The 19,347-nt window shown below is 66.0% G+C and carries 22 protein-coding genes and 1 tRNA gene; 9 read left to right on the top strand and 14 right to left on the bottom strand.

The window, feature by feature from the left end; all coding sequences use genetic code 11:
- Positions 1-8: 8 nt before the first annotated feature.
- From GYH34_RS10240 to hslV, 6 genes are all read right to left on the bottom strand, one after another.
- Positions 9-1,124, bottom strand: coding sequence for an acyltransferase (locus GYH34_RS10240; RefSeq protein WP_161913485.1), 1,116 nt, complete (start codon positions 1,122-1,124; stop codon positions 9-11).
- 67 nt (positions 1,125-1,191) lie between these two features.
- Positions 1,192-1,404 (bottom strand): type II toxin-antitoxin system HicA family toxin, encoded by a 213-nt coding sequence (locus GYH34_RS10235; RefSeq protein WP_018265041.1) that lies wholly within the window; start codon positions 1,402-1,404, stop codon positions 1,192-1,194.
- Positions 1,401-1,709: a hypothetical protein gene (locus tag GYH34_RS10230; RefSeq protein WP_161913483.1), complete on the bottom strand. Its 309-nt coding sequence runs from the start codon at positions 1,707-1,709 to the stop codon at positions 1,401-1,403. The genes GYH34_RS10235 and GYH34_RS10230 overlap by 4 nt, the downstream gene beginning before the upstream one ends.
- Before the next feature lie 188 nt (positions 1,710-1,897).
- A tRNA-Ala gene (locus GYH34_RS10225) sits at positions 1,898-1,973 on the bottom strand.
- Between the two features lie 120 nt (positions 1,974-2,093).
- The gene (hslU, locus tag GYH34_RS10220) at positions 2,094-3,401 is read right to left on the bottom strand and encodes an ATP-dependent protease ATPase subunit HslU (RefSeq protein ID WP_161913482.1); all 1,308 of its coding nucleotides are present in this window, start codon (positions 3,399-3,401) and stop codon (positions 2,094-2,096) included.
- 18 nt (positions 3,402-3,419) lie between these two features.
- Complete coding sequence (hslV, locus tag GYH34_RS10215) at positions 3,420-3,986, bottom strand: ATP-dependent protease subunit HslV (protein ID WP_018265038.1); 567 nt, start codon at positions 3,984-3,986, stop codon at positions 3,420-3,422.
- Positions 3,987-4,075: 89 nt separating this feature from the next.
- On the opposite strand from hslV, the gene GYH34_RS10210 reads away from it, so the two are divergent.
- The gene (locus GYH34_RS10210; protein ID WP_161913481.1) at positions 4,076-4,726 is read left to right on the top strand and encodes a class II aldolase/adducin family protein; all 651 of its coding nucleotides are present in this window, start codon (positions 4,076-4,078) and stop codon (positions 4,724-4,726) included.
- Between the two features lie 202 nt (positions 4,727-4,928).
- Here GYH34_RS10210 and mtnA read toward each other — a convergent pair whose 3' ends face one another.
- The gene (mtnA, locus tag GYH34_RS10205) at positions 4,929-6,017 is read right to left on the bottom strand and encodes an S-methyl-5-thioribose-1-phosphate isomerase (RefSeq protein WP_161914978.1); all 1,089 of its coding nucleotides are present in this window, start codon (positions 6,015-6,017) and stop codon (positions 4,929-4,931) included.
- A 171-nt stretch (positions 6,018-6,188) separates the two neighbouring features.
- Between mtnA and GYH34_RS10200 the strand changes: the two genes are divergently transcribed.
- Entirely contained in the window at positions 6,189-6,539 is a 351-nt protein-coding gene (locus tag GYH34_RS10200; protein WP_161913480.1) for a hypothetical protein, read from the top strand.
- 116 nt (positions 6,540-6,655) lie between these two features.
- Here GYH34_RS10200 and GYH34_RS10195 read toward each other — a convergent pair whose 3' ends face one another.
- Positions 6,656-6,946, bottom strand: a complete 291-nt coding sequence (locus GYH34_RS10195) for a hypothetical protein (RefSeq protein WP_161913479.1) — start codon at positions 6,944-6,946, stop codon at positions 6,656-6,658.
- A 531-nt stretch (positions 6,947-7,477) separates the two neighbouring features.
- A complete protein-coding gene (gene phaZ / locus GYH34_RS10190; protein WP_161914977.1) occupies positions 7,478-8,692 on the bottom strand; it encodes a polyhydroxyalkanoate depolymerase in 1,215 nt (404 codons plus the stop codon).
- A 128-nt stretch (positions 8,693-8,820) separates the two neighbouring features.
- Here phaZ and GYH34_RS10185 point away from each other — a divergent pair, with 128 nt between their 5' ends.
- Positions 8,821-9,501 (top strand): glutathione S-transferase family protein, encoded by a 681-nt coding sequence (locus GYH34_RS10185; protein WP_161913478.1) that lies wholly within the window; start codon positions 8,821-8,823, stop codon positions 9,499-9,501.
- Between the two features lie 39 nt (positions 9,502-9,540).
- Here the strand turns inward: GYH34_RS10185 and GYH34_RS10180 are convergent, their stop codons facing one another.
- Positions 9,541-9,774, bottom strand: a complete 234-nt coding sequence (locus GYH34_RS10180) for a hypothetical protein (RefSeq protein WP_161913477.1) — start codon at positions 9,772-9,774, stop codon at positions 9,541-9,543.
- 171 nt (positions 9,775-9,945) lie between these two features.
- Between GYH34_RS10180 and GYH34_RS10175 the strand changes: the two genes are divergently transcribed.
- The 3 genes from GYH34_RS10175 (at position 9,946) to GYH34_RS10165 (ending at position 14,039) form a co-directional block, all read left to right on the top strand.
- The gene (locus GYH34_RS10175) at positions 9,946-10,692 is read left to right on the top strand and encodes a hypothetical protein (protein ID WP_161913476.1); all 747 of its coding nucleotides are present in this window, start codon (positions 9,946-9,948) and stop codon (positions 10,690-10,692) included.
- 98 nt (positions 10,693-10,790) lie between these two features.
- A complete protein-coding gene (locus GYH34_RS10170; RefSeq protein WP_161913475.1) occupies positions 10,791-11,321 on the top strand; it encodes a transposase in 531 nt (176 codons plus the stop codon).
- A gap of 72 nt (positions 11,322-11,393) precedes the next feature.
- Positions 11,394-14,039: a DUF2339 domain-containing protein gene (locus GYH34_RS10165; protein ID WP_161913474.1), complete on the top strand. Its 2,646-nt coding sequence runs from the start codon at positions 11,394-11,396 to the stop codon at positions 14,037-14,039.
- Here the strand turns inward: GYH34_RS10165 and GYH34_RS10160 are convergent.
- The 4 genes from GYH34_RS10160 to GYH34_RS10145 all read right to left on the bottom strand — a co-directional run bounded on the left by GYH34_RS10160 (position 14,025) and on the right by GYH34_RS10145 (position 16,655).
- Entirely contained in the window at positions 14,025-14,942 is a 918-nt protein-coding gene (locus tag GYH34_RS10160) for a neutral zinc metallopeptidase (RefSeq protein ID WP_161913473.1), read from the bottom strand. The genes GYH34_RS10165 and GYH34_RS10160 overlap by 15 nt on opposite strands.
- On the bottom strand, positions 14,939-15,814 hold the full coding sequence (locus GYH34_RS10155; protein ID WP_161914976.1) for a TIGR00282 family metallophosphoesterase: 876 nt from the start codon (positions 15,812-15,814) through the stop codon (positions 14,939-14,941). Before GYH34_RS10155 ends, GYH34_RS10160 begins: the two co-directional genes overlap by 4 nt.
- Before the next feature lie 146 nt (positions 15,815-15,960).
- A complete protein-coding gene (locus GYH34_RS10150; protein WP_161913472.1) occupies positions 15,961-16,392 on the bottom strand; it encodes a helix-turn-helix transcriptional regulator in 432 nt (143 codons plus the stop codon).
- 2 nt (positions 16,393-16,394) lie between these two features.
- Positions 16,395-16,655, bottom strand: coding sequence for a DUF4160 domain-containing protein (locus GYH34_RS10145; protein WP_244635038.1), 261 nt, complete (start codon positions 16,653-16,655; stop codon positions 16,395-16,397).
- A gap of 137 nt (positions 16,656-16,792) precedes the next feature.
- On the opposite strand from GYH34_RS10145, the gene GYH34_RS10140 reads away from it, so the two are divergent.
- Genes GYH34_RS10140 through GYH34_RS10130 form a run of 3 tightly spaced genes read left to right on the top strand, consistent with a single transcriptional unit; the run spans position 16,793 to position 19,127 of the window.
- The gene (locus tag GYH34_RS10140) at positions 16,793-17,992 is read left to right on the top strand and encodes an aminodeoxychorismate synthase component I (RefSeq protein ID WP_161913471.1); all 1,200 of its coding nucleotides are present in this window, start codon (positions 16,793-16,795) and stop codon (positions 17,990-17,992) included.
- Positions 17,944-18,654 (top strand): aminotransferase class IV family protein, encoded by a 711-nt coding sequence (locus tag GYH34_RS10135; RefSeq protein WP_161913470.1) that lies wholly within the window; start codon positions 17,944-17,946, stop codon positions 18,652-18,654. Before GYH34_RS10140 ends, GYH34_RS10135 begins: the two co-directional genes overlap by 49 nt.
- Positions 18,651-19,127 carry a GNAT family N-acetyltransferase gene (locus GYH34_RS10130; RefSeq protein ID WP_161913469.1) on the top strand — a complete coding sequence of 159 codons (477 nt, stop codon included), beginning with the start codon at positions 18,651-18,653 and terminating at the stop codon, positions 19,125-19,127. Before GYH34_RS10135 ends, GYH34_RS10130 begins: the two co-directional genes overlap by 4 nt.
- Positions 19,128-19,347 lie beyond the last annotated feature (220 nt).

Raw genomic sequence — 19,347 nt, 5'->3', positions numbered from 1 at the left:
GCTCGACCTCAGAGCGGCCGCCAGCGCGCGAGCCCTCGCAACCAGCCGCGCGCCACATGGGTGCGACGCTCGAACAGGAACCAGACGGCCGTCGCATAGAGCAGCGCGACGGCCATCAGCGCGGCCATTCGCAAGAGGACGGCGACGCCCGGCTGGCTCTGGCCGGGCGCCAGCAGCCAGAACCACAGCATCAGCAGCAGCGGAAAATGCACGGCGTAGAGCGTGTAGGAAATTTCCGAGAGCCCCTGCGCCGCGCCGCCATAGAGCCCACCGAAGGGCCGAAAGGCGGCGAGATCGCGCAGCCAGAAGGCGATGGCGCAGCCGAGAATCACATCGCCGAAAATATTGCGCCACGCATGGGCGACGCCGATCGCCGCCACAGTGGCGAGCGCGCCGCCGATGGCGCGCGCTGTCGAAGGGCGCGCCGGGCGATCCGCGGCCAGCGCGCCGGCGAGCCATGGCAGGCCGAGCAGTGCGATCTCCGCCGGCAGCAGCGCCAGAGTCAGCAGGCCCGCGCCCGCGCAGAGGCCTCGCGCCAGCGGCGCGCGATGGAAAAAGGCGAAGGCGAGCAACGGAAAGGCGAGATAATACCAGGCCTCGTTGGCGAGGCTCCACAGCGGCCGGTTGGAGCCGAAGACGGGCGTCTCGATCGTCTGCAGGAAAAAGACATTTCCCAGCAGCGTCGCGAGCGAGTGATTCGCCGGCTCGGCCGGCGTCGGCCCGCTCGGCAGCACCGCCGCCAGCGCGCCCTGATAGGCGCCGGCGGGACCGAGCGCGGCGCCGGCGAAGTCCCAGAGCGCGGTGAGCGCCAGCGCGGGAATCAGCACGGTCCACAGCCGCGAGAGCCGCGCGGCGCCGTAATCCGCCCAGGAGAAGTGCCCCGCCCGCATCGCCGCGAGAGTGGAGCCGCCGACGAGAAAGCCGCTGAGCGCGAAAAAGGCGATCACGCATTCATGGCCGAGACCGCCGAGCGTGAAGAGGAATTTGTCGAGGAGCCCATGTCGCGCCGCCTCGGCATAGGGCACGACGAGCAGCGCCCGCAAATGGCTCACCACCACGCCGAGCGCGCAGAGACCGCGCAGCATGTCGAGATGCTGGAGACGAGGTTTTGGAGGCTGCTGCATGGGGTTTCGCGATTGGCCGATCGTCGTCCTCGTTTGGACAATCAGGCCGGCTCTCCAGCTGGGACGTTCAACGAAAATGCTTCTTGGGCAGACCTGATTGCCGGATCATCGACGCCAGCGTGCCGGGCTTGATATCGTCGCTCAGCCGATGCGCTGCGATCGTCACGAGGCGGACCTCGCCATCGACCTCGCCACGGTAGATCGCATGTGAGCCCTTTCCCTGACGATGGAGAGCGAAGCCATTCAGCTCCAATATCCGAATGAACGCATCGAATGTCACGCCGGACAGGCCACGGGGAAGGACGCCGAGGTATCGCCGTCGCCGGCGCGCCAATGGCGCCGAGCCGACCACACGACTCGCGCCGTCCAGGACAGAAACACCCATAGCGGCGCGCGTCGATTCAGCAGCTTCGTGCGCGTGGCCTCGTCCTCGTCGCTCGCCGCGGCGACATAGTCGCGAACGGCGTCCTCGAGGGCTTCCCGAACCTCATTGAAGCTGCGGCCTTGAACGGCGAGGTCGAATTCGAGGCAAACGCCCTCCCACTCGCCAGCTCGGCCGTGAGCGAAGCAAAGGAGATCGCGCATCTTCGGACCCTTTTCGAATCGAGTTCCTAGAACTCTCTCTGAGGAGCTAGTGTCCCGCCGATCCTCGAGAAGCTATCAGCGCCGCGCTCGCTTTGGCAACGCTGCGCGGGGGCTATCGGCTCCGAGCTGGCCGTAGCTTCGGACCGTAACGGTCGCGCTCTTATGCTGATCGAGCTGCGGGATGTCTTTGGTGGAGCCAGACGGAATCGAACCGACGACCTCTTCAATGCCATTGAAGCGCTCTCCCAACTGAGCTATGGCCCCACTTTTATCGCCGCCCTCTCTGGGGTGAGGGCGGGGCGAACCGCGGCGTCGCCGCTGCAGCGCGAGGGCTGTATAGTGCAGCCCGTCGCGCGCCGCAAGCCCGCTTTTCGCCCTTTCTCGTCAGAGAATGAAGCGGCTCAAATCGCGGTTCTTGGCGAGGTCGCCGATATGTTCCTCCACATAGGCGCCGTCGATCGTCACCGTCTCGCCGGCGCGATCGGAGGCGGAGAAGCTCACCTCGTCCAGCACGCGCTCCATGACGGTCTGCAGGCGGCGCGCGCCTATGTTCTCCACCGAGGAATTCACCTGCACGGCGACGCGGGCGATGGCGTCCACCGCCGAAGGCGCGATCTCCAGCGCGACGCCCTCCGTCGCCAGCAGCGCCACATATTGCTTGGTGAGGCAGGCCTCGGTCTCGGTGAGAATGCGGCGGAAATCCTCCTCGTCCAGCGAGGCGAGCTCGACCCTGATCGGCAGGCGGCCCTGCAGCTCCGGCAGGAGATCAGAGGGCTTGGCGACATGGAAAGCGCCGGAGGCAATGAACAGAACATGGTCGGTCTTCACCGGCCCGTGCTTGGTCGCGACCGTGGTGCCTTCGATCAGCGGCAGCAGGTCACGCTGCACGCCCTCGCGCGAGACATCGGCCCCGCCCCTGCCCTCGCGGGCGCAGATCTTGTCCATCTCGTCGAGGAAGACGATCCCATTATTCTCGACCTCGGAAATCGCCTCGCGGACGCTCTCCTCCTGATCGATGAGCTTGTCGCTCTCCTCGGCGAGCAGCGGGCCATGCGCCTCCTTGACCAGCATTTTGCGGCGCTTCGGCCGGCCCTGAAACGCCTTGCCGAAAATATCGCCGATGGAGAAGGCGGAGACGCTGGCGCCGGGCATGTTCGGCAGCTCGAACATCGGAACCTGCGGCCCCGATTGCGCCAGCTCGACCTCTATCTCCTTATCGTCCAGCTCGCCGGCGCGCAGCTTCTTGCGGAAGGAGTCGCGCGTCGCCGGCGAGGCCGCCGGGCCGACGAGCGAATCGAGCACGCGCTCCTCGGCCGCGAGCTGAGCCTTGGCCTCGACATCCTTGCGCCGGCGCTCCTTCACCAGCAGGATCGCCACCTCGACGAGATCGCGGACGATCTGCTCGACATCGCGGCCGACATAGCCGACCTCGGTGAATTTCGTCGCCTCTATCTTGAGGAAGGGCGCATTGGCGAGCTTGGCGAGACGACGCGCGATCTCGGTCTTGCCGCAGCCGGTGGGGCCGATCATCAATATGTTCTTGGGCAGCACCTCTTCGCGCATGGTGCCTTCGAGGCGCAGCCTGCGCCAGCGATTGCGCAGCGCGATGGCGACGGCGCGCTTGGCGTCCTTCTGTCCGACGATGAATCGGTCGAGCTCCGAGACGATCTCGCGCGGGGAAAAATCGGCCATATCAGTTCCTCGGAAAGCTCAGATCGATTCGAGCACGATGTTGCGATTGGTGTAGACGCAGATGTCGGCGGCGATCTCCATCGCGCGCTTGGCGATCACATCCGCCTCTATCGGCTGATCGAGCAGCGCGCGCGCCGCGGCCAGCGCATAATTGCCGCCGGAGCCGATCGCCGCCACCGAGCCATGCTCGAAGGCTTCCGGCTCCAGCACGTCGCCGGCGCCGGTCAGCGTCAGCCCCACCTCGCGATCGGCGACCAGCATCATCGCCTCGAGCCGGCGCAGATAGCGATCCATGCGCCAGTCCTTGGCGAGCTCCACGCAAGCGCGCGTGAGCTGCCCCGGATATTGCTCGAGCTTGCCCTCGAGCCGCTCGAACAAAGTGAAAGCGTCCGCCGTCGCGCCGGCGAAACCCGCGATCACATCGCCCTTGCCGAGTCGACGCACCTTCTTGGCGTTCGCCTTGACGATGGTCTGGCCGAGGCTCACCTGTCCGTCGCCCGCGATGACGGTCTTGCCGTTCTTTTTCACCAGAACGATGGTCGTCGCGTGCCAGCTCGCCGGTTTCGTATTTTGTTCTTGTGTCATCCGAGCCTCGGCTGGAAAAAGAGTCTCGAGGATGTAGGGATTGAGGCGTCGCTCGGCAAGGGGCGCGCATTCGCAGACGGAGGGGCGGAATGACGGATGCGAGCAAGCGAGAGGCGATCGTCGAAGCGGCGCGGAGCATGAATGCGCTCGGCCTCAATCAAGGAACCGCCGGCAATCTATCGGTGCGCGACGGCGAGGCGATGCTGATCACGCCGAGCGGAATCGCCTACGCCACAATGACCCCGCAGATGATCGCGCGCATGCCGCTCGCGGGCGACGGCGAGTCGCAAGGACCGCTCGCGCCCTCCAGCGAATGGCGCATGCATCGCGATATCCTACGCGCCAGGCCGGATGTGCAGGCGGTCGTGCATACGCATTCTATTTATGCGACGACGCTCGCCACGCTGCGGCGAGATATTCCGCCCGTGCATTATATGATCGGGATTTTCCGAACGTCTCGCATTCGCTGCACCGATTACGCGCCTTTCGGCACGCAGGCGCTCTCGGATCTCGCGGTCGAAGGATTGGGCCGCGCGCATGGCGTGCTGCTCGGCAATCACGGCATGATCGCGCTCGGCGAAGGATTGGATCGCGCAATGTGGCGCGCGGTGGAACTGGAGACGCTGGCGCGGCTCTATTATCTCGCGCGCATCGCCGGCGAGCCGGCGCTGATTTCAGAGGAAGAAATCGAAAACGAAATCACCCGTTTTGAAAATTACGGATTGAAATCGTCGAAGTGAGATCGCTCCGCTGCGCATCCTTCTCCCACTCGTGGGAGAAGGTGGCCTCGCGAAGCGAGGTCGGATGAGGGCGCATGAGGCTGCAGTCGGATTCCGAAAGACGCGAATGAGGATTCGTATCAGAACACATCAGACCCTCATCCGACCCGGCTTCGCCGGGCCACCTTCTCCCACAAGTGGGAGAAGGAATCGCGCGCGCCGATTACGCTAAATCAGGGAACAATCCGCGCAAGCCCGCCTCGCTCGCGGCGCACACGCCGCGCTCCGTTATCAGCGCGCCGACGAGACGCGCCGGAGTCACGTCGAAGGCGTAATTGGCGGCGGGCGAGCCCTTCGGCGTCACCTGCACGCGCGTCACCGCGCCATCGTCGGCAAGGCCGGAAATATGCGTCACCTCGCTCGCGTCGCGCTGCTCGATCGGGATTTCGGAGACGCCGTCGCGCATCGCCCAATCGATCGTCGAGCTCGGCAGCGCGACATAGAAGGGCACGCCATTGTCATGGGCGGCGAGCGCCTTCAGATAGGTGCCGATCTTGTTGCAGACATCGCCGATGCGCGTCGTGCGGTCGCTGCCGACGATGCACAGATCGACGAGCCCGTGCTGCATCAGATGGCCGCCGGTGTTGTCGGCGATGACGGTGTGGGGAATCCCTTCGCCCGAGAGCTCGAAGGCGGTGAGGCTCGCGCCTTGATTGCGCGGCCGCGTCTCGTCGACCCACACATGGAGATCGATTCCATCGCGCGCCGCCTTGTAGATGGGCGCGAGCGCCGTGCCCCAATCGACGGCGGCGAGCCAGCCGGCGTTGCAATGGGTGAGAATATTGACCGGCCGGCCCGGATGCTCGGCGGCGGCGGCGCAGATCAGCGTCGCGCCATGGTCGGCGATCGCCTCGCAGCAGAGCGCGTCCTCGTCCGCGATGGCGCCGGCCTCGCCGAAGGCGAGCGCGCGCCGGTCCGAGGGCGCCGCGGAAAGCAGCAGCCTACGCATGCGGTCGAGCGCCCAGCGCAAATTGACGGCCGTGGGGCGCGCCGCGGCGAGCCGCGCATGGGCCTCCTCCAGCGCAGCGTCGCTCGGATCGACGGCGGCGGCGAGCGCCAGCCCATAGGCGCCGGTGACGCCGATCAGCGGCGCGCCGCGCACGACCATGGTCGCGATCGCGGCGACGGCGTCGTCGAGCGAGGCAAGCCTTTTGGTCTCGAATCTGTGGGGGAGCTTGGTCTGGTCGATCGCCTCGACGCTGCCGTCGGCGTTTTCCCAGATGGTGCGGTAGTGGCGTGAGTCGATGCGCATCGCGGCGGCGTGTCCGGCGGAGTCCTGCTCCACGCCTAGCCTATGGCCGCCGCCCTGTCGACCTTTCGCCCGAAAGGATAGTGTCTCAGTTTGAATTTCAGCGGGATTGACTCCGGCTCGCGCCTCGCCAATCTCCGACGCTACGCTTAGCGGAAAGCAGGGAGGGTAAGTGTGCCAAAGAAGCTAGCGCCAGACGCGACGATCGCGACCACATGGCAGAGCCTAACGCATCCTCGCGACTATATCGCCAACGTCCGGCAAAAAATGCTCACTTGCAAAAATCTGCACGGCACTTCGCATGTGAAGATAGGCGTCACCGGCACTGGCCAGAAGCCCTGCTATCGCATCACGTACGTCGATAAAGGAGGCGAGGCGATCTATGGCTCCTATTGGGACATGCACGACCCATTGGACCATGAGCATGCGATCAATAGCAATTGGAGCGTCGCTAGCATGGACTTCACAGAAGTTGACCAGCTCATGCGCGAGAAGTTCCCAACGCCGCTGACGAAGAAAGCTTGACGACGGCTTCAGCCGCCCAAGCCGCCGTCAAGAGCGCCAAAATTCAAACTGAGACACTACACCCCCGAAAGTGATCGGGCGGCCCGCGCTTTCGCGCCGCCGCCCGCAGGGTGAGATCAAGCGGCGCGCTTCAGAGCGGCCGGGGTGAGAGCCCATGCGCGGTCAGGAGCGGCGACCGGGCTCGCCGGAGCCTCGATCTGCTGCGGCGTGGCCCAGGCGCTGGCGACGATCGCCAATTTGGCGCGCAGGGAACGCTCGTTCCACCACCAGACGAGGAAGCAGACGGCGGCGATGCCGAAGAGCGCGGTGAAGGGCTCGCCGGGGAGGAAAGACAGGTCGGGCGCGCATTCCTTGGCGTATTCGCAGGCGTCGGACCAGTCCTGAAACCAAGTCTTGATCGATTCCATAGTGACCTCGTCTCGCCTTCGCAGCCACGATCGAACGGGTCGGAAGGCTTCTTATAAATTACGATTCCGGCGGCGCGGCTCGGGAACGATGCTCGACGGAGCGGGCCGAAATTCAGTGAACTCAGAATATTGCGCCGCACAAAAATTTCAAGGAAAAATTCCCGTCGGGCTATAGAGGAACGTAATAGTCCAGTAACCCTTATGACACCTGAACGACCATATTATTTTGTTTTATATCATATGCTTGTCGTGCGTTTTTGGCCGAGGCTGGACACCCTGCTCGCGCCCCTGCTGCGCCGCCGTGACGCCCTGCAACAATTTGTCACAGTCCCGGCCTCGGCTCGGCCGGGAGCGGACTGTTGTCGCGGCAACGGATGGAGCGGCCTCACCGCGCGCCTTCTGAAAAAGCCGGCCGCCTGCGATTGAGACAGGCTCGCGCCCGCCGCGGACAAATATCCGCGCCGATCATCTCGCCGCTTTGCTCAAAGAAGCTTCGTCAGCGAAGGCGCGGCAAGCGCAGCCTTCGTCCGCTCACAGGCTGTTTTGGATATGGTCTCGTACGACGGGATAGATCTGATTGTCCCAGCGCTTGCCGTTGAAGACGCCATAATGACCGACGCCGGCCTGCAAATGGTGCGACTTCATATAGGGACGCAGGCCGCTGCACATATCCTGAGCGGCGAGCGTCTGGCCCACGGCGCAAATATCGTCCTTCTCGCCCTCCACCGTGAGCAGGAAGGTCTTCTTGATCGCGCGCGGCGTCACCTTGCGCCCTCTAAAGAGCAGACTGCCCGAGGAAAGGGCATTTTTATGGAAGACGGTCTCGATGGTCTGCAGATAGAAATCCGCATCGAGGTCCATGATCGCGAAATATTCCTCATAGAAGGTGCGGATGCGGTCCGCCTTCTCATGATCGCCTTCGACGCGGTGGCGGAAGAGATCGATGAAAGCGTTGGCGTGGCGCTCGGCGTTCATGCTCATGAAGCCGGAGATTTGCAGAAAGCCGGGATAGACCCGCCGCCCCGCCCCCGGCAGCATGCGCGGCACAGTGCCGATCACATTGCTGCGGAACCATTCGATCGGCTTGGAGACGGCGAATTCATTGACCTTAGTGGGCGACACGCTGACGTCGAGCGGCCCGGCCATCAGCGTCAGGCTCGCCGGCTGCGCGGGATCATTGTCCTCGGCCATAATCGAGACGGCGGAGAGCGCCGCGACCGTCGGCTGGCAGACCGCGACGACATGGGCGGGCGGGCCGAGGAAGCGCAGAAAATCGATGAGATGCTGGACGAACTCGTCCATGCCGAAAACGCCCTGCGAGAGCGGTATGTCGCGCGTGTTGATCCAGTCGGTGACATAAACGTCGTGGTCCTGCGCGAGCGTGCGGATCGTGCCGCGCAGCAGAGTCGCGAAATGCCCGGACATTGGCGCGACGAGCAGCACGCGCGGGAGATTTTCCGCATCCTTGCGCACGAAGCGCAGCAGCTGGCAGAAGGGCGTCGAATAGACCGGCTCCTCCATCACGTCGATGGCGGCGCCATTGTGCGTCGTGATCTGCGTGACGCCATAATCGGGACGCACATGCGTGAAGCCGAGCAGCGAGACCAGCTCGCAATAGGCCTCGAAGCACCGCAAAGGCGAGGCGTAAGGCGTCGATTTCCATAGGCGAGCCAGTCGCTCGCCGCTCGCCGCCGCCAGACGAAGTCGATTGCTCACGTCGGCGTAGCTCTGATATGCGTCATACATCATGCGGCTGAGCGAAACCTTCCGTTACCGATGGGGCAGGTCGAGCAAGCCCCGTGCCATGGACGGGCTCTAGCATGGCACAGCGCTTGCTGCACAGTCCACCAAAGGAAAAGGAGGAAGCGTTTCTCATGGCGGCGAAAACGGCGGCGAAAACGGCGGCGACGACGACGCTCACGATCAGCAGCAAAAACTATTCGTCTTGGTCCTTGCGGGGCTGGCTGATGGCCAAGCTCTCCGGCGTCGCTTTCGAGGAAATCGTCGTCAGCCCCGACGATGTCGCGGCGCGCGCGGAAATACTCCTGCTGTCGCCCTCCATCCTCGTGCCATGCCTCACGCATGACGGCGCGAAAATCTGGGACACTCTGGCGATCGGAGAGTTCTTGAACGAGATCGCGCCGACGGCGGGACTATTGCCGGGCGATCGCATGCGCCGCGCGCATTGCCGCTCCATCTGCGGCGAGATTCACTCGGGCTTCACGTCGCTGCGCTCGGCGCTGCCGATGAATCTGAAAGGCCATTTCCCCAAGTTCAAGGTCTGGTCGAAGGCGCAAGGCGACATCGCGCGCGTCACGCAGATTTGGCGCGAATGCCTCGAGATCTATGGCGGGCCTTATCTCTTCGGCCAGATCTCCATGGCCGACGCCATGTACGCGCCGGTGGCGACGCGCTTTCGCACTTACGACGTGCCTCTGGACGACGTCAGCCAGGCCTATTGCGACCGCATTTTCGAATTGCCCGCGATGCAGGAATGGATCGCCGCCGCGCTGCTCGAGAAGGAAGAGATCGAGGAGCTCGAGGTCGAGTTTTAAAACGCGCGCCTCGCGCTCTTTAAGATTTTCGACGTCATCCTATCGCTCGCGCCACCTGCGCCGGGGCGCGACATAGATCGAGCGCCCCGAATAATACGGCTCCACATAGCTCGGATAAGCATAATAGTATTGCGGCTCGTAATAGGCCGGGGCCTGTGGCGTGGCGGCGTAATATTCCGCGCGATCGGTGAAATCATTATGCGCCTGCGCGGCGCGGACGAAGCCGACGGCCGCAATGGCGGCGGCGGCCAGTTTCAACGCGTTTCCAGCCATGACGGCCTCCTCTTTGCGCGCCCAGCCCCAAAGCGGTAGAAAACGCGCGAGCAGGGTGCGAGTTCCGGGTCCGGTCGACGCGACCGCCGGCTTGGGGGGATTCGGCGGCTTGCTCATCGATATGTATCGTGTTTACATAACACGAACGAGAGCCACGACCCGAGCGCGCCCATGACCGATCCGACACCGACCGCCGACGGCCCCTCCTCCTTCTTCAAAGCCATGGCGAGCGCCTTCGACGCGACGATCCGCGAGCGCCGCGAGCGGCCGGAATTCATAGGCGCGCTCTGCCTCCAGGCCTTCGACAGCTTCGAAGGCAATCTCGCCATTCAGACGGAGGGCGCGCCGGCCATCGCCTGCGCCGGCGATTGCCCCGCCTGCTGCGTGCTGCGCGTCGTCGCCACGGCGCCGGAGGTGTTTCTCATCGCGCGTTTCGTCAACGCCAATCGGCGCGCGCTCGCGCAGCGCGGCGTCGATCTGCCGGGGCGGATAGCCGCGATCAACGCTTTCGCCAATGGCTGCTCGGAGAGCGCGCGCATGGCGCTGCGCCAGCCCTGCCCCTATATCGAGGCGGGCCTGTGCCTGCTCTATCGGCTGCGGCCTCTCGCCTGCCGCGGCCACGCCTCCTATGACAAGAACGCCTGCCTCGCCGCGACCAGCGGCCACGACGCCGACACGGCCGTCTCGACGCCGCATCTCATGGTCCGCAGCATGGTGCAGAATGCGATGATGTCCTCGATGCGCTCGGCCGGCCTCGCCTGGCGCCTCTATGAGCTCAATGGCGCGGTCGCCATCGCGCTCGACGACGCCGACGCCGAGCGGCGCTGGATCGACGGCGAAGACCCGCTGCTGCCCGCCGCCATAGCGGATTTCGACGCCGCCGAGATCGCCGCGACATTCGACTCATTGCGAAGCTGACGCGGCGCAATTGGCGAGGCTGACGCGGCGCATTTGCCGAGCAGGGCGAAAATATGGGATATGAGCGTCTTACAACAGCGCTCTCTCTGGCGACGCTCATGCTCTCGGCCGTCATACTCGCATTCGACACGCCCCCGGCGACAGGAGGGCGCGCCCGGGAATCGGCCGAGCGCGACGCGATCGTGCGCACGCTCGCCTCGCTGATCGATGCTTGCGTCGCCGGCCTCGTCGCCGACGCTGTGCTGGTGGGGCCGCCAGACTCCGGCCTCGGCGTCATCGCCGAGGAGGCCGGCTGCGGGCTGGTGGAAGCCGTCGACGCGCGCTCCGGCCTCGCCCGCGCGCTGCCGGCCATGCGCTATCCCGATGTGCTGGTTCTGCGCGCCGGCCACGCGCCGGAGCGCGGCTTCGTCGATGAATTGCGCGACGCTCTGTCCTATGGCGAGCAGGGCCGCGCGCTCGTGCTGCGCGCGGCGCCCAGCTCGCTGCTGACGCGCATCGCGCCGCGGCTGGCGGAGCCCGTCGGCCTCGTCGCGCGGCGCGAGGATTTCGGCGCCGCCGGCGATCTGGCGACGCTCGCCAAAAAGCTGCGCGCGACCGAGCTGACGACGAAAGCCCGCCGCGCGATCTGAGAATACGGCGCGAAAATTCGAGCGCAATGCTATGCTCTCGCCGTTTCGATGTTCAGCGGCGGGATTTTTTCAATGATGCAGACGAACTTGCTCGCGCCGCTCATTTTCGGCGCGCTGATGCTGATCCTCGGACCGCTCGGTTTTTTCCTCGCCCTTTCGGCGCGCGAGCGCCTTTCGATCGCCGAGCGCCGCATCGCGTCATTGGAGGCGCGATTGCGCGCGGTCAGCGCGCCGGCGAGAGCGACGACCGCAGCGCCCTCCCCGGCTCCGACTCCCGCTCCCTCCCCGGCTCCCGCGCGCGCCCGCGCGACCCCCGGGCAAAAATCGGTCGAGCCGACGACAGAGCCGAAGCCGCGCGTTCCCTCGACGCCGCGCGTCGAAAAGCCCGCCGCCGGCGCGGCCGGTCTCGAAGCGGCGCTCGGCGCCGATTGGAGCGTTTGGATCGGCGGCGTCGCCCTGGCGCTCGGCGCGCTGCTGCTGGTGCGCTATTCGATCGAGCAGGGATGGTTCGGGCCGGCGGCGCGCTGCGTTCTCGGCCTCGCCCTGGGCGCGGCGCTGATCGCCGCCGGCGAATGGCTGCGCCGCCGCGAGATGGCGAGCCGCAATCCCACTCAGACGCCGGCCGTTCTGTCGGCGGCCGGGGCCGTCGCCGGCTTCGGCGCAATCTATGCCGCGCATGGCCTCTACGGCTTCATCGGCCCGACTCTCGCCTTCGCCGCTCTGGGCGCGCTCGGCGTCGCGACCAAGCTGGCGGCGGCTCTGCATGGACCCTGGCTCGCCGGCCTCGGCCTCGTCGGGGCGGGCGCGGCGCCGCTGCTCGTCGCCTCCGCCGCGCCCGATCCCTGGCCCGTCGTTCTCTATCTCGCGATCGTGCAGGCGGCGGCTTTCGGCCTCGCCCGGATGCGCAATTGGGACTGGCTTGCGGAAGCGGCCGCCGCGGGCGGGGCGCTCTGGGCGCTCCTGCTGGCCGCGGCGCCGGATGTACTCCACGCCGCGCTTGTCCAGACGCTGATCGGCGCCGCGGCGGCGGCGCTCTACTCGGCCTCCCGCCGGCAATCGACGCCGCTCGACAGAGTTGCGACGATTCTGCCCGGCGGCCTCGCTGGCGTCGCGGCTCTCATCGTCGCGAGCGCGACGCCCATAGGGCTCGACGCAGCGACGACGGCGACGCTCTGCGCGATCCTCGTCTGCGTCGCGCTCGCCGGGGCCTTTCGCGCCTGCTCCGCCGCTCTGCTGCCGATCGTCGGCGCGGCGGCGGTCGCTATATCGTTCGTCTGGCCCGGAAATCCCGACGCGCCGGCCCGGACGCTCGGCCCCATTCTCCTCCATGCGCCCCACGCGCCGGAGCATTTTCTCGTCGTCGCGATTTTCTCGGCCGCGATCGTCGTCGGTCTCGCCACGCGCCGCCTCGCAACGGACGGGCTCCTCTATCCGCAGGCGACGGCCTATGCCTTCGCGGCGGCGGCGACGCCGCTGGCCGTGGCCGCGACCCTCTATCTGCGCCTCGCTGACGGACCATCGAGCCTCTCCTTCGCCCTGGTCGCCGCGGCGATCGGCGCCGGCTTCGTCGGCCTCGCCCATTTTTTCCGCGCGGCCGGCAGCAATGCGACCGCGACATTGGCGCAAGGCGTTTTCGCGACGGGCGCGCTCGCGGCTCTCGCCCTCGCCCTCGTCTTCTTCCTCGATCGTGGAATGCTGACCGTCGCGCTCGCTCTCTCGGCGACGGCCGCGGCCTTCGTCTCGGCGCGGCTCGACATTCCCGCCCTGCGCGCGCCCACCGCGGCGCTCGGACTTCTGGTGCTGGCGCGGCTGCTGCTGGAACCGCGCATCGTCGGCCCCACGCTCGGGACGACGCCGATCTTCAACTGGCTGCTGCTCGGCTATGGCGCGCCGGCGCTCGCCTTCGCCGCGGCCGCGCGGCTGCTGCGCCGTCCGGGCAAAGCCGACGCGCCGACGTCGATCGCCGAAGCGCTCGCCACGCTGTTTGCCGCACTGCTCGTCTATTTCGAGATACGCCACGCCCTCAACGGCGGCGATATTTTTGCCCGCGGGACGGGTCTCGTAGAGCTGGGGTTGCTCGCGACCACGTCCCTCTTGTTCACGCTGGCGCTGGTCGAGATCGACCCCCGCCGGCGAAGCCCGATCTTCGATATCGGCGCGCTCCTGTTCGGCGCGGCGGCCTGCTTCTTCTCGGTCGGCGTCGCGACGATCGCCGATCCGCTGCTGAGCTGTCGTCCGCTCGAGGGAGGCGCCGATCTGCTGCTCGGCTATGCAGCGCCGGCCGCAGCGGCCGCGCTGCTCATGCGCCGCGCCCACGGCCTGCGCCCCATCTGGTTCACGCGAGCCGCCGGCGCGCTGTCGGTCGCGCTGCTCTTTCTCTACGCCAGCCTCGAGACGCGACGCTGGTTCAATGGCGCTGAACTCTGCGCACAACGCGGCGCCGGGGAGATGGAAGTCTGGGCCTATTCGGCGGCATGGCTCGCGCTCGGCGTGCTACTGCTCGTCTATGGCCTCGTCCGCGGCTTCGCCGGCGCGCGCTTCGCCTCGGCGCTGTTCATCGTCGCGGCGACGCTGAAAATCTTCCTCTACGATCTCGCCGGCCTCGAGGGGTTGTGGCGCGCCTTTTCCTTCATCGGCCTCGGCTTCGTGCTGATCGGCGTCGGCCTCGCGTATCAGAAGCTCGTCTTCCGAACCGCGACGCGCTCAACGCTGCGCTGAGAAAGTGTTGCAGGCGTCGATTTTGCCGGTCTGCAGACCGCGCTGGAACCATTCGACGCGCTGCGCCGAGGAGCCATGGGTAAAGCTGTCCGGCACCGCATAGCCCTGCGCGGAACGCTGGAGACGGTCGTCGCCGATCGCCTGCGCGGTGTTGATCGCTTTTTCTATGTCGCCCTTCTCGAGAATCTTCCAATTCTGATCGGCGTGCGCCGCCCAGACGCCGGAAAGGCAATCGGCCATCAGCTCGACGCGGACCGAGAGATTATTGGACTCGGAGCGGCTCGACGCCATCTGCTGCGCGCGCTGCACCTTGGGCAGAATGCCGAGCAGATTCTCGATGTGATGGCCCATCTCATGGGAAATCACATAGGCATAGGCGAAATCGCCGCCGCCGCCGAAGCGGCGGTCCATGTCGCGGAAAAACGACGTGTCGAGATAGATTTTTCGGTCGACCGGACAGTAGAACGGCCCCATCGCCGATTGCGCGCGGCCGCAGGCCGAGCCGGTGACGCCGTTGAACAGCACGAGCCGCGCCGGGTCGAAGCGAATGCCCTTCTGCTCGGGCAAAATCTTCGACCAGACGCGCTCATTGCCGGCGAGCACGGCGGAGATGAATTGGCCCTGTCGATCCGCCGGCGCGCCGGTCGGCGCCTGACGGGTCGGGCGATCGAGCCGCTGCTGCGCCACCTGTCCGCCGCCGCGCATATTGCTGAGCACTTCCGCGCCGCCGATCAGCAGCGCCGGATTTATGCCGAACGCATAGGCGAGGACGCCGAGAATGACGATCGTGCCCAGCCCGAGCCCGCCGCCACCGCCGAAGCTCGGCCCCGCGCCGGCGTCGGCGTAATCCTGGCCGCGACGATCCTCTATATTGTCGGACTGGCCGAGCTGATCCCATCTCATCGTCTTGGCGCTCCGATCGCTTCGACGAGCCGCCCTGCCCGGGCCTCGTCCTCCTCCTGCCAGAAGTCCGGCCTCGCCTGCGCCAGCCGGCCGCCGATCCGCACCGGGGCGATGCGCCGCGCGAGGCCGTCGGCCGAAAGCTCCACCGCGACCCCGCAGAGCGTCGCCTCGCCCTGAGCGGGCTCGAAACGGGCGCCCGGGGTTTTGCGGGTGAAGCGGCGCAGCGGCTCCTCCTTCTCCATGCCGATGACCGAATCATAGTCTCCGGTCATGCCGGCGTCGGTCATATAGGCCGTGCCATGCGGCAAGATCTGCCCGTCCGCCGTCGGCACATGGGTGTGCGTCCCCACCACCAGAGAGGCGCGTCCGTCGACGAAATGGCCCATGGCCATTTTCTCGCTGGACGTTTCGGCATGTATGTCGACGATGAGCGCGTCGCAAGCCACGCCCAGCGGACAGGCGCCCACTTCCCGCTCAATGGCGGCGAAAGGGTCGTCCAGCGCATCCATGAAGACGCGGCCCTGCACATTGACCACAAGCACCTGACGCCCGTTCTCCGCCGTGTAGAGATTGGCGCCGCGTCCGGGCGTGCCGGGCGGATAATTGACCGGGCGCAGCAGGCGCGGCTGACGCTCGATGAACACCAGCGCCTCACGCTGATCGAAGACATGATTGCCGGTCGTCACGCAATCGGCGCCGGCGGCGAGGATCTCGTCGCATATGGCCTCGGTTATGCCGAAGCCGCCGGCGGCGTTCTCGCCATTGACGGTGATGAAATCGAGCGCCCAGCGCCGGCGCAGCTCCGGCAGCCGCTCCTGTATCGCCTTGCGCCCCGCCCGCCCCACCACATCGCCGATGAAGAGGAGGCGCATGCCGCGCTCGCTCGGCGAATGATCGGGGGAATGGGGCATGAGAACGCTCGCGGGACGGGGGGAAAGCTCCCGCATTCCATATAGCGCATTGGGGCAGGGAGCAATTTTCCGCGACGGCGAGAGAAGCTTCGCCGCCATTGCCCTCCTTACGCCGCATTGGCCTTCGCGTCGAAGCCGGCGCAAGCGAGACGAACGGTTTTGGGCAGCAGATGTTCTCCCGCCTCGTAATAGCGCCACATGCGTGGGCTGACGCCCAAGGCCGACGCCGCTTCGGCTTGCGTCATCCCATGCGCCTCGCGCCATCCCCGAAGCCGAGCGCTCCCTTGTTCGAGCGCGAGACGCCAGAGCGTGTCGGAGGCGATTTCCATCTCGTCGCTCCAATGGGCGCACCAGCCCCATTCGCCGACGGACACCGCCTGGAATGCGGCGTCGTCTCGGCGCAAAGGAGCGAAGATCGCGTAACGCCCAATATGCGCGCCGACATCCACCGGGCTCTCGGCGCCGCCCTTCCAAGTCACCAGCAGCTCGCGGCCGTCGCCCGCGCGGATCGCGCGGATATTGGGGCCATGGTCTTCCATGCTCAGTCCCTCCGAACGATCCGATTCCATTCGGCTCGCAGCAGGTCTCTGTTCGACGCCGCCCATTCGAGCGCCTCAGCGGCTCTGCGAATGTCGCCCGCCCGAACTTCCAAAGTCTCGATCTCGACCAAGGCTCGAAAGCCTCGACCTTCGATATGGAAATGCGGCGGAAGATGATCGTCCGCATAGATCGCGATCTTGCAATTGGCGAAACGGCGGATCGTCGGCATCGAGCCTCCCGCCTCCCATTTATAGGCAACCATTGCCTATTCGCCAAGAGCCGCCCGGCTCGTAAATCAGACGATCGCCGGGAAGCGCGCCGCGCGCCCAAACTCGCGGCTTCATCCGCAGGCCCGGCTGATATAAGATGGGCTTTCCGAACCGGAGCGCCGCGTCCCTCATGTTCCATATCGCCGAGCTTCGCGGGCGCGAGCCTTTCGACCCCAATAAGGCGCCCGATGGCCCCTTCGTCGTCTTCGAGGACGGACGAAACGGCGCCGCCCTGCTCTTCGACGAGCCGGAGGAGATCATCCGCGCCGATACGGCGGCGGAGGTTCCGGCGGCTTTCGCGCGCATGGAGGCGGCGACGCGGCGCGGTCTCTTTCTCGCGGGCTACGCCGGCTATGAGCTGGGCTATGCGCTGGAGGCGAAATTCGCGGGGCGCCCCCTGCCCCAGGCGCGAACGCCGCTGCTGCTCTTCGGCGCTTTTCGCACGCCGCGCCAATATGAGTGGCGCAACGCCGCCTCGCTGGCGACCGAGACCGCGCCGGTCGAGATCGCGCTGACCCCGGCCTGGAGCCTCGCCGAATACACCGAGCGCTTCGACGCCTGCCGCGAGTTCATCTATGCGGGCGACGTCTATCAGATCAATCTGACCTTCCCGATGCACGGCCGCTACGAGGGCGAGGCGACGGCGCTCTATCGCGCGCTGCGCAAGCGCCAGCCGGTCGCCTATGGCGGCGTCGTCGCGCTCGGCGAGGAGAAAATCGTCTCGCTCTCGCCGGAGGTTTTTTTCGACGCTTGCGAAGGCGTGATCCGCGCCCGGCCGATGAAGGGAACAGCGCGCCGCGGCTTTCTGCCGACCGAAGATATGGCGCGCGCCGCGCTGCTGACGCAGGACGAGAAATCGCGCGCCGAAAATCTGATGATCGTCGATCTTCTGCGCAACGATCTCTCGCGCCTCTCCGAGGTCGGCTCGGTGCGCGTGACCGATCTCTTCACCGTCGAGACCTATCCGACGCTGCATCAGATGACCTCCGGCATAGAGGCGAAGCTGCGTGAGGGCGTGACGCTCGCCGATCTCTTCGCCGGGCTCTTCCCCTGCGGCTCCGTGACCGGCGCGCCGAAAATCCGCGCTATGGAGATCATCCGCGATCTCGAATGCGCGCCGCGCGGCGTCTATTGCGGCTCGCTCGGCCTCATCGCGCCCGACGGGGCGATCCGTTTCAATGTGGCGATCCGCACGCTCACACTTTTCCCCGATGGGGAGCTCGTCTGCAACGTCGGCTCTGCGGTCGTCGCCGATTCGCGGGCGCGCGAGGAATATGAGGAATGTCTGATCAAGGCGAAATTCCTGACCGGAGCGAAGACTTCGGCCTGATCGAAACGCTGCTGTGGACGCAGGACGGCGGCTTTCTCTATCTCGACGAGCATGTCGCGCGGCTTTCCGCCTCGGCGCGCGCGCTCGGCTTTCTCCATAGCGACGAGGCCTTTCTCGCGGCGCTGAAGGAGGAAGTCGCCGATCCGCTCGATGATCGTCTGCGCGTGCGCTATGCGCTCGGCCGCGACGGACGATACGAAGCGAGCTCGCTGCCGATCGACGCGATCACGCCGGACACGATCTGGCGTGTCGCCGTGGCCGAGGCGCGCTTCGAATCCGATGATCCGATGCTGCGCCACAAGACGACGCGGCGCGAGCTCTATGAGCGCGAGCTGGCCGAAGCGGCGATGCGCTGCCGCGCCGATGAAGTGCTGTTTCGCAATGAGCGCGATGAAGTCTGCGAGGGCGCGCGCACCAATGTCTTTCTCGCACGCGATGGCGTGCTGCTGACGCCGCCTCTCTCCAGCGGGCTTCTGCCGGGAACATTGCGCGCGCATCTTCTCGCCATCGGCAAGGCGCGCGAGAGCCTGCTGCGGCTCGAGGATTTTGCTGGCGACGCGGAATTTTATTTCGGCAACTCCGTGCGCGGGCTCGTTCGTGCGGCTCTGATCGTCGAGGAAGAGACTGTCGACGACGAGACCGCCGAGGACGAGGAGGCGTGATCCACATCCGCCCCGCCGCACGTGCGGATAGTGCGCTGGTCGCCGCTTTCGTGCGCGAGCTCGCGGAATATGAAAAGCCTTCGCATGAGGTCGAAGCGTCCGAGGAAATGCTCGCCGAGGCGCTGTTCGGCCCAACTCCGCGCGTCTTTTGCGACATCGCCGAATGGGACGGCGCGCCGGCGGGCTTCGCGCTCTGGTTCTATACGTTCTCGTCGTTTCGCGGCCGGCACGGAATCTGGCTCGAGGATATTTTCGTGCGCCCGCAATTTCGCGGCGCCGGCATAGGCAAGGCGCTGCTCGCCCATCTCGCGCGCCGCTGCATCGCGGAAGGGCTCGGCCGTTTCGAATGGTCGGTGCTGGATTGGAATGCGCCCTCTATCGCCTTCTACGAAGGGCAAGGCGCAAAGCTCATGCATGAATGGAAAATCTGCCGCATGACCGGCGCCGCGCTGGAAAATCTCGCGGAAAAATGACGCCGCCCCCTTCCTTCTCCCACTTGTGGGAGGAGGTGGCCCCGCGCGGCGGGGTCGGATGAGGGTCCGTCGGCGTTGGGCGAAATAACAAATCCATGCGCGGATTTTCATCGCGATCCGACATGGAGATAAATTTCATGAGAGCCGCCTACCGCAGCGGCCCTCATCCGACCTCGCTTCGCGAGGCCACCTTCTCCCACGAGTGGGAGAAGGAGCGCGG

Source organism: Methylosinus sp. C49 (assembly GCF_009936375.1).
Classification (GTDB): domain Bacteria; phylum Pseudomonadota; class Alphaproteobacteria; order Rhizobiales; family Beijerinckiaceae; genus Methylosinus.
Note: the sequence above shows the minus strand (reverse complement) of the source record. Positions and strands in the feature narration are given on the sequence as shown.

What these genes read in the sequence shown, in the direction of transcription:
- GYH34_RS10240 (WP_161913485.1), bottom strand. Translation starts at nt 1,124, where the DNA reads ATGCAGCAGCCTCCAAAACCTCGTCTCCAGCATCTCGACATGCTGCGC.
- GYH34_RS10230 (WP_161913483.1), bottom strand. Translation starts at nt 1,709, where the DNA reads ATGCGCGATCTCCTTTGCTTCGCTCACGGCCGAGCTGGCGAGTGGGAG.
- hslU (WP_161913482.1), bottom strand. Translation starts at nt 3,401, where the DNA reads ATGGCCGATTTTTCCCCGCGCGAGATCGTCTCGGAGCTCGACCGATTC.
- hslV (WP_018265038.1), bottom strand. Translation starts at nt 3,986, where the DNA reads ATGACACAAGAACAAAATACGAAACCGGCGAGCTGGCACGCGACGACC.
- GYH34_RS10210 (WP_161913481.1), top strand. Translation starts at nt 4,076, where the DNA reads ATGACGGATGCGAGCAAGCGAGAGGCGATCGTCGAAGCGGCGCGGAGC.
- mtnA (WP_161914978.1), bottom strand. Translation starts at nt 6,017, where the DNA reads ATGCGCATCGACTCACGCCACTACCGCACCATCTGGGAAAACGCCGAC.
- GYH34_RS10195 (WP_161913479.1), bottom strand. Translation starts at nt 6,946, where the DNA reads ATGGAATCGATCAAGACTTGGTTTCAGGACTGGTCCGACGCCTGCGAA.
- phaZ (WP_161914977.1), bottom strand. Translation starts at nt 8,692, where the DNA reads ATGTATGACGCATATCAGAGCTACGCCGACGTGAGCAATCGACTTCGT.
- GYH34_RS10185 (WP_161913478.1), top strand. Translation starts at nt 8,821, where the DNA reads ATGGCGGCGAAAACGGCGGCGAAAACGGCGGCGACGACGACGCTCACG.
- GYH34_RS10180 (WP_161913477.1), bottom strand. Translation starts at nt 9,774, where the DNA reads ATGGCTGGAAACGCGTTGAAACTGGCCGCCGCCGCCATTGCGGCCGTC.
- GYH34_RS10175 (WP_161913476.1), top strand. Translation starts at nt 9,946, where the DNA reads ATGACCGATCCGACACCGACCGCCGACGGCCCCTCCTCCTTCTTCAAA.
- GYH34_RS10170 (WP_161913475.1), top strand. Translation starts at nt 10,791, where the DNA reads ATGCTCTCGGCCGTCATACTCGCATTCGACACGCCCCCGGCGACAGGA.
- GYH34_RS10165 (WP_161913474.1), top strand. Translation starts at nt 11,394, where the DNA reads ATGATGCAGACGAACTTGCTCGCGCCGCTCATTTTCGGCGCGCTGATG.
- GYH34_RS10160 (WP_161913473.1), bottom strand. Translation starts at nt 14,942, where the DNA reads ATGAGATGGGATCAGCTCGGCCAGTCCGACAATATAGAGGATCGTCGC.
- GYH34_RS10155 (WP_161914976.1), bottom strand. Translation starts at nt 15,814, where the DNA reads ATGCGCCTCCTCTTCATCGGCGATGTGGTGGGGCGGGCGGGGCGCAAG.
- GYH34_RS10150 (WP_161913472.1), bottom strand. Translation starts at nt 16,392, where the DNA reads ATGGAAGACCATGGCCCCAATATCCGCGCGATCCGCGCGGGCGACGGC.
- GYH34_RS10145 (WP_244635038.1), bottom strand. Translation starts at nt 16,655, where the DNA reads ATGGTTGCCTATAAATGGGAGGCGGGAGGCTCGATGCCGACGATCCGC.
- GYH34_RS10140 (WP_161913471.1), top strand. Translation starts at nt 16,793, where the DNA reads ATGTTCCATATCGCCGAGCTTCGCGGGCGCGAGCCTTTCGACCCCAAT.
- GYH34_RS10135 (WP_161913470.1), top strand. Translation starts at nt 17,944, where the DNA reads ATGTCTGATCAAGGCGAAATTCCTGACCGGAGCGAAGACTTCGGCCTG.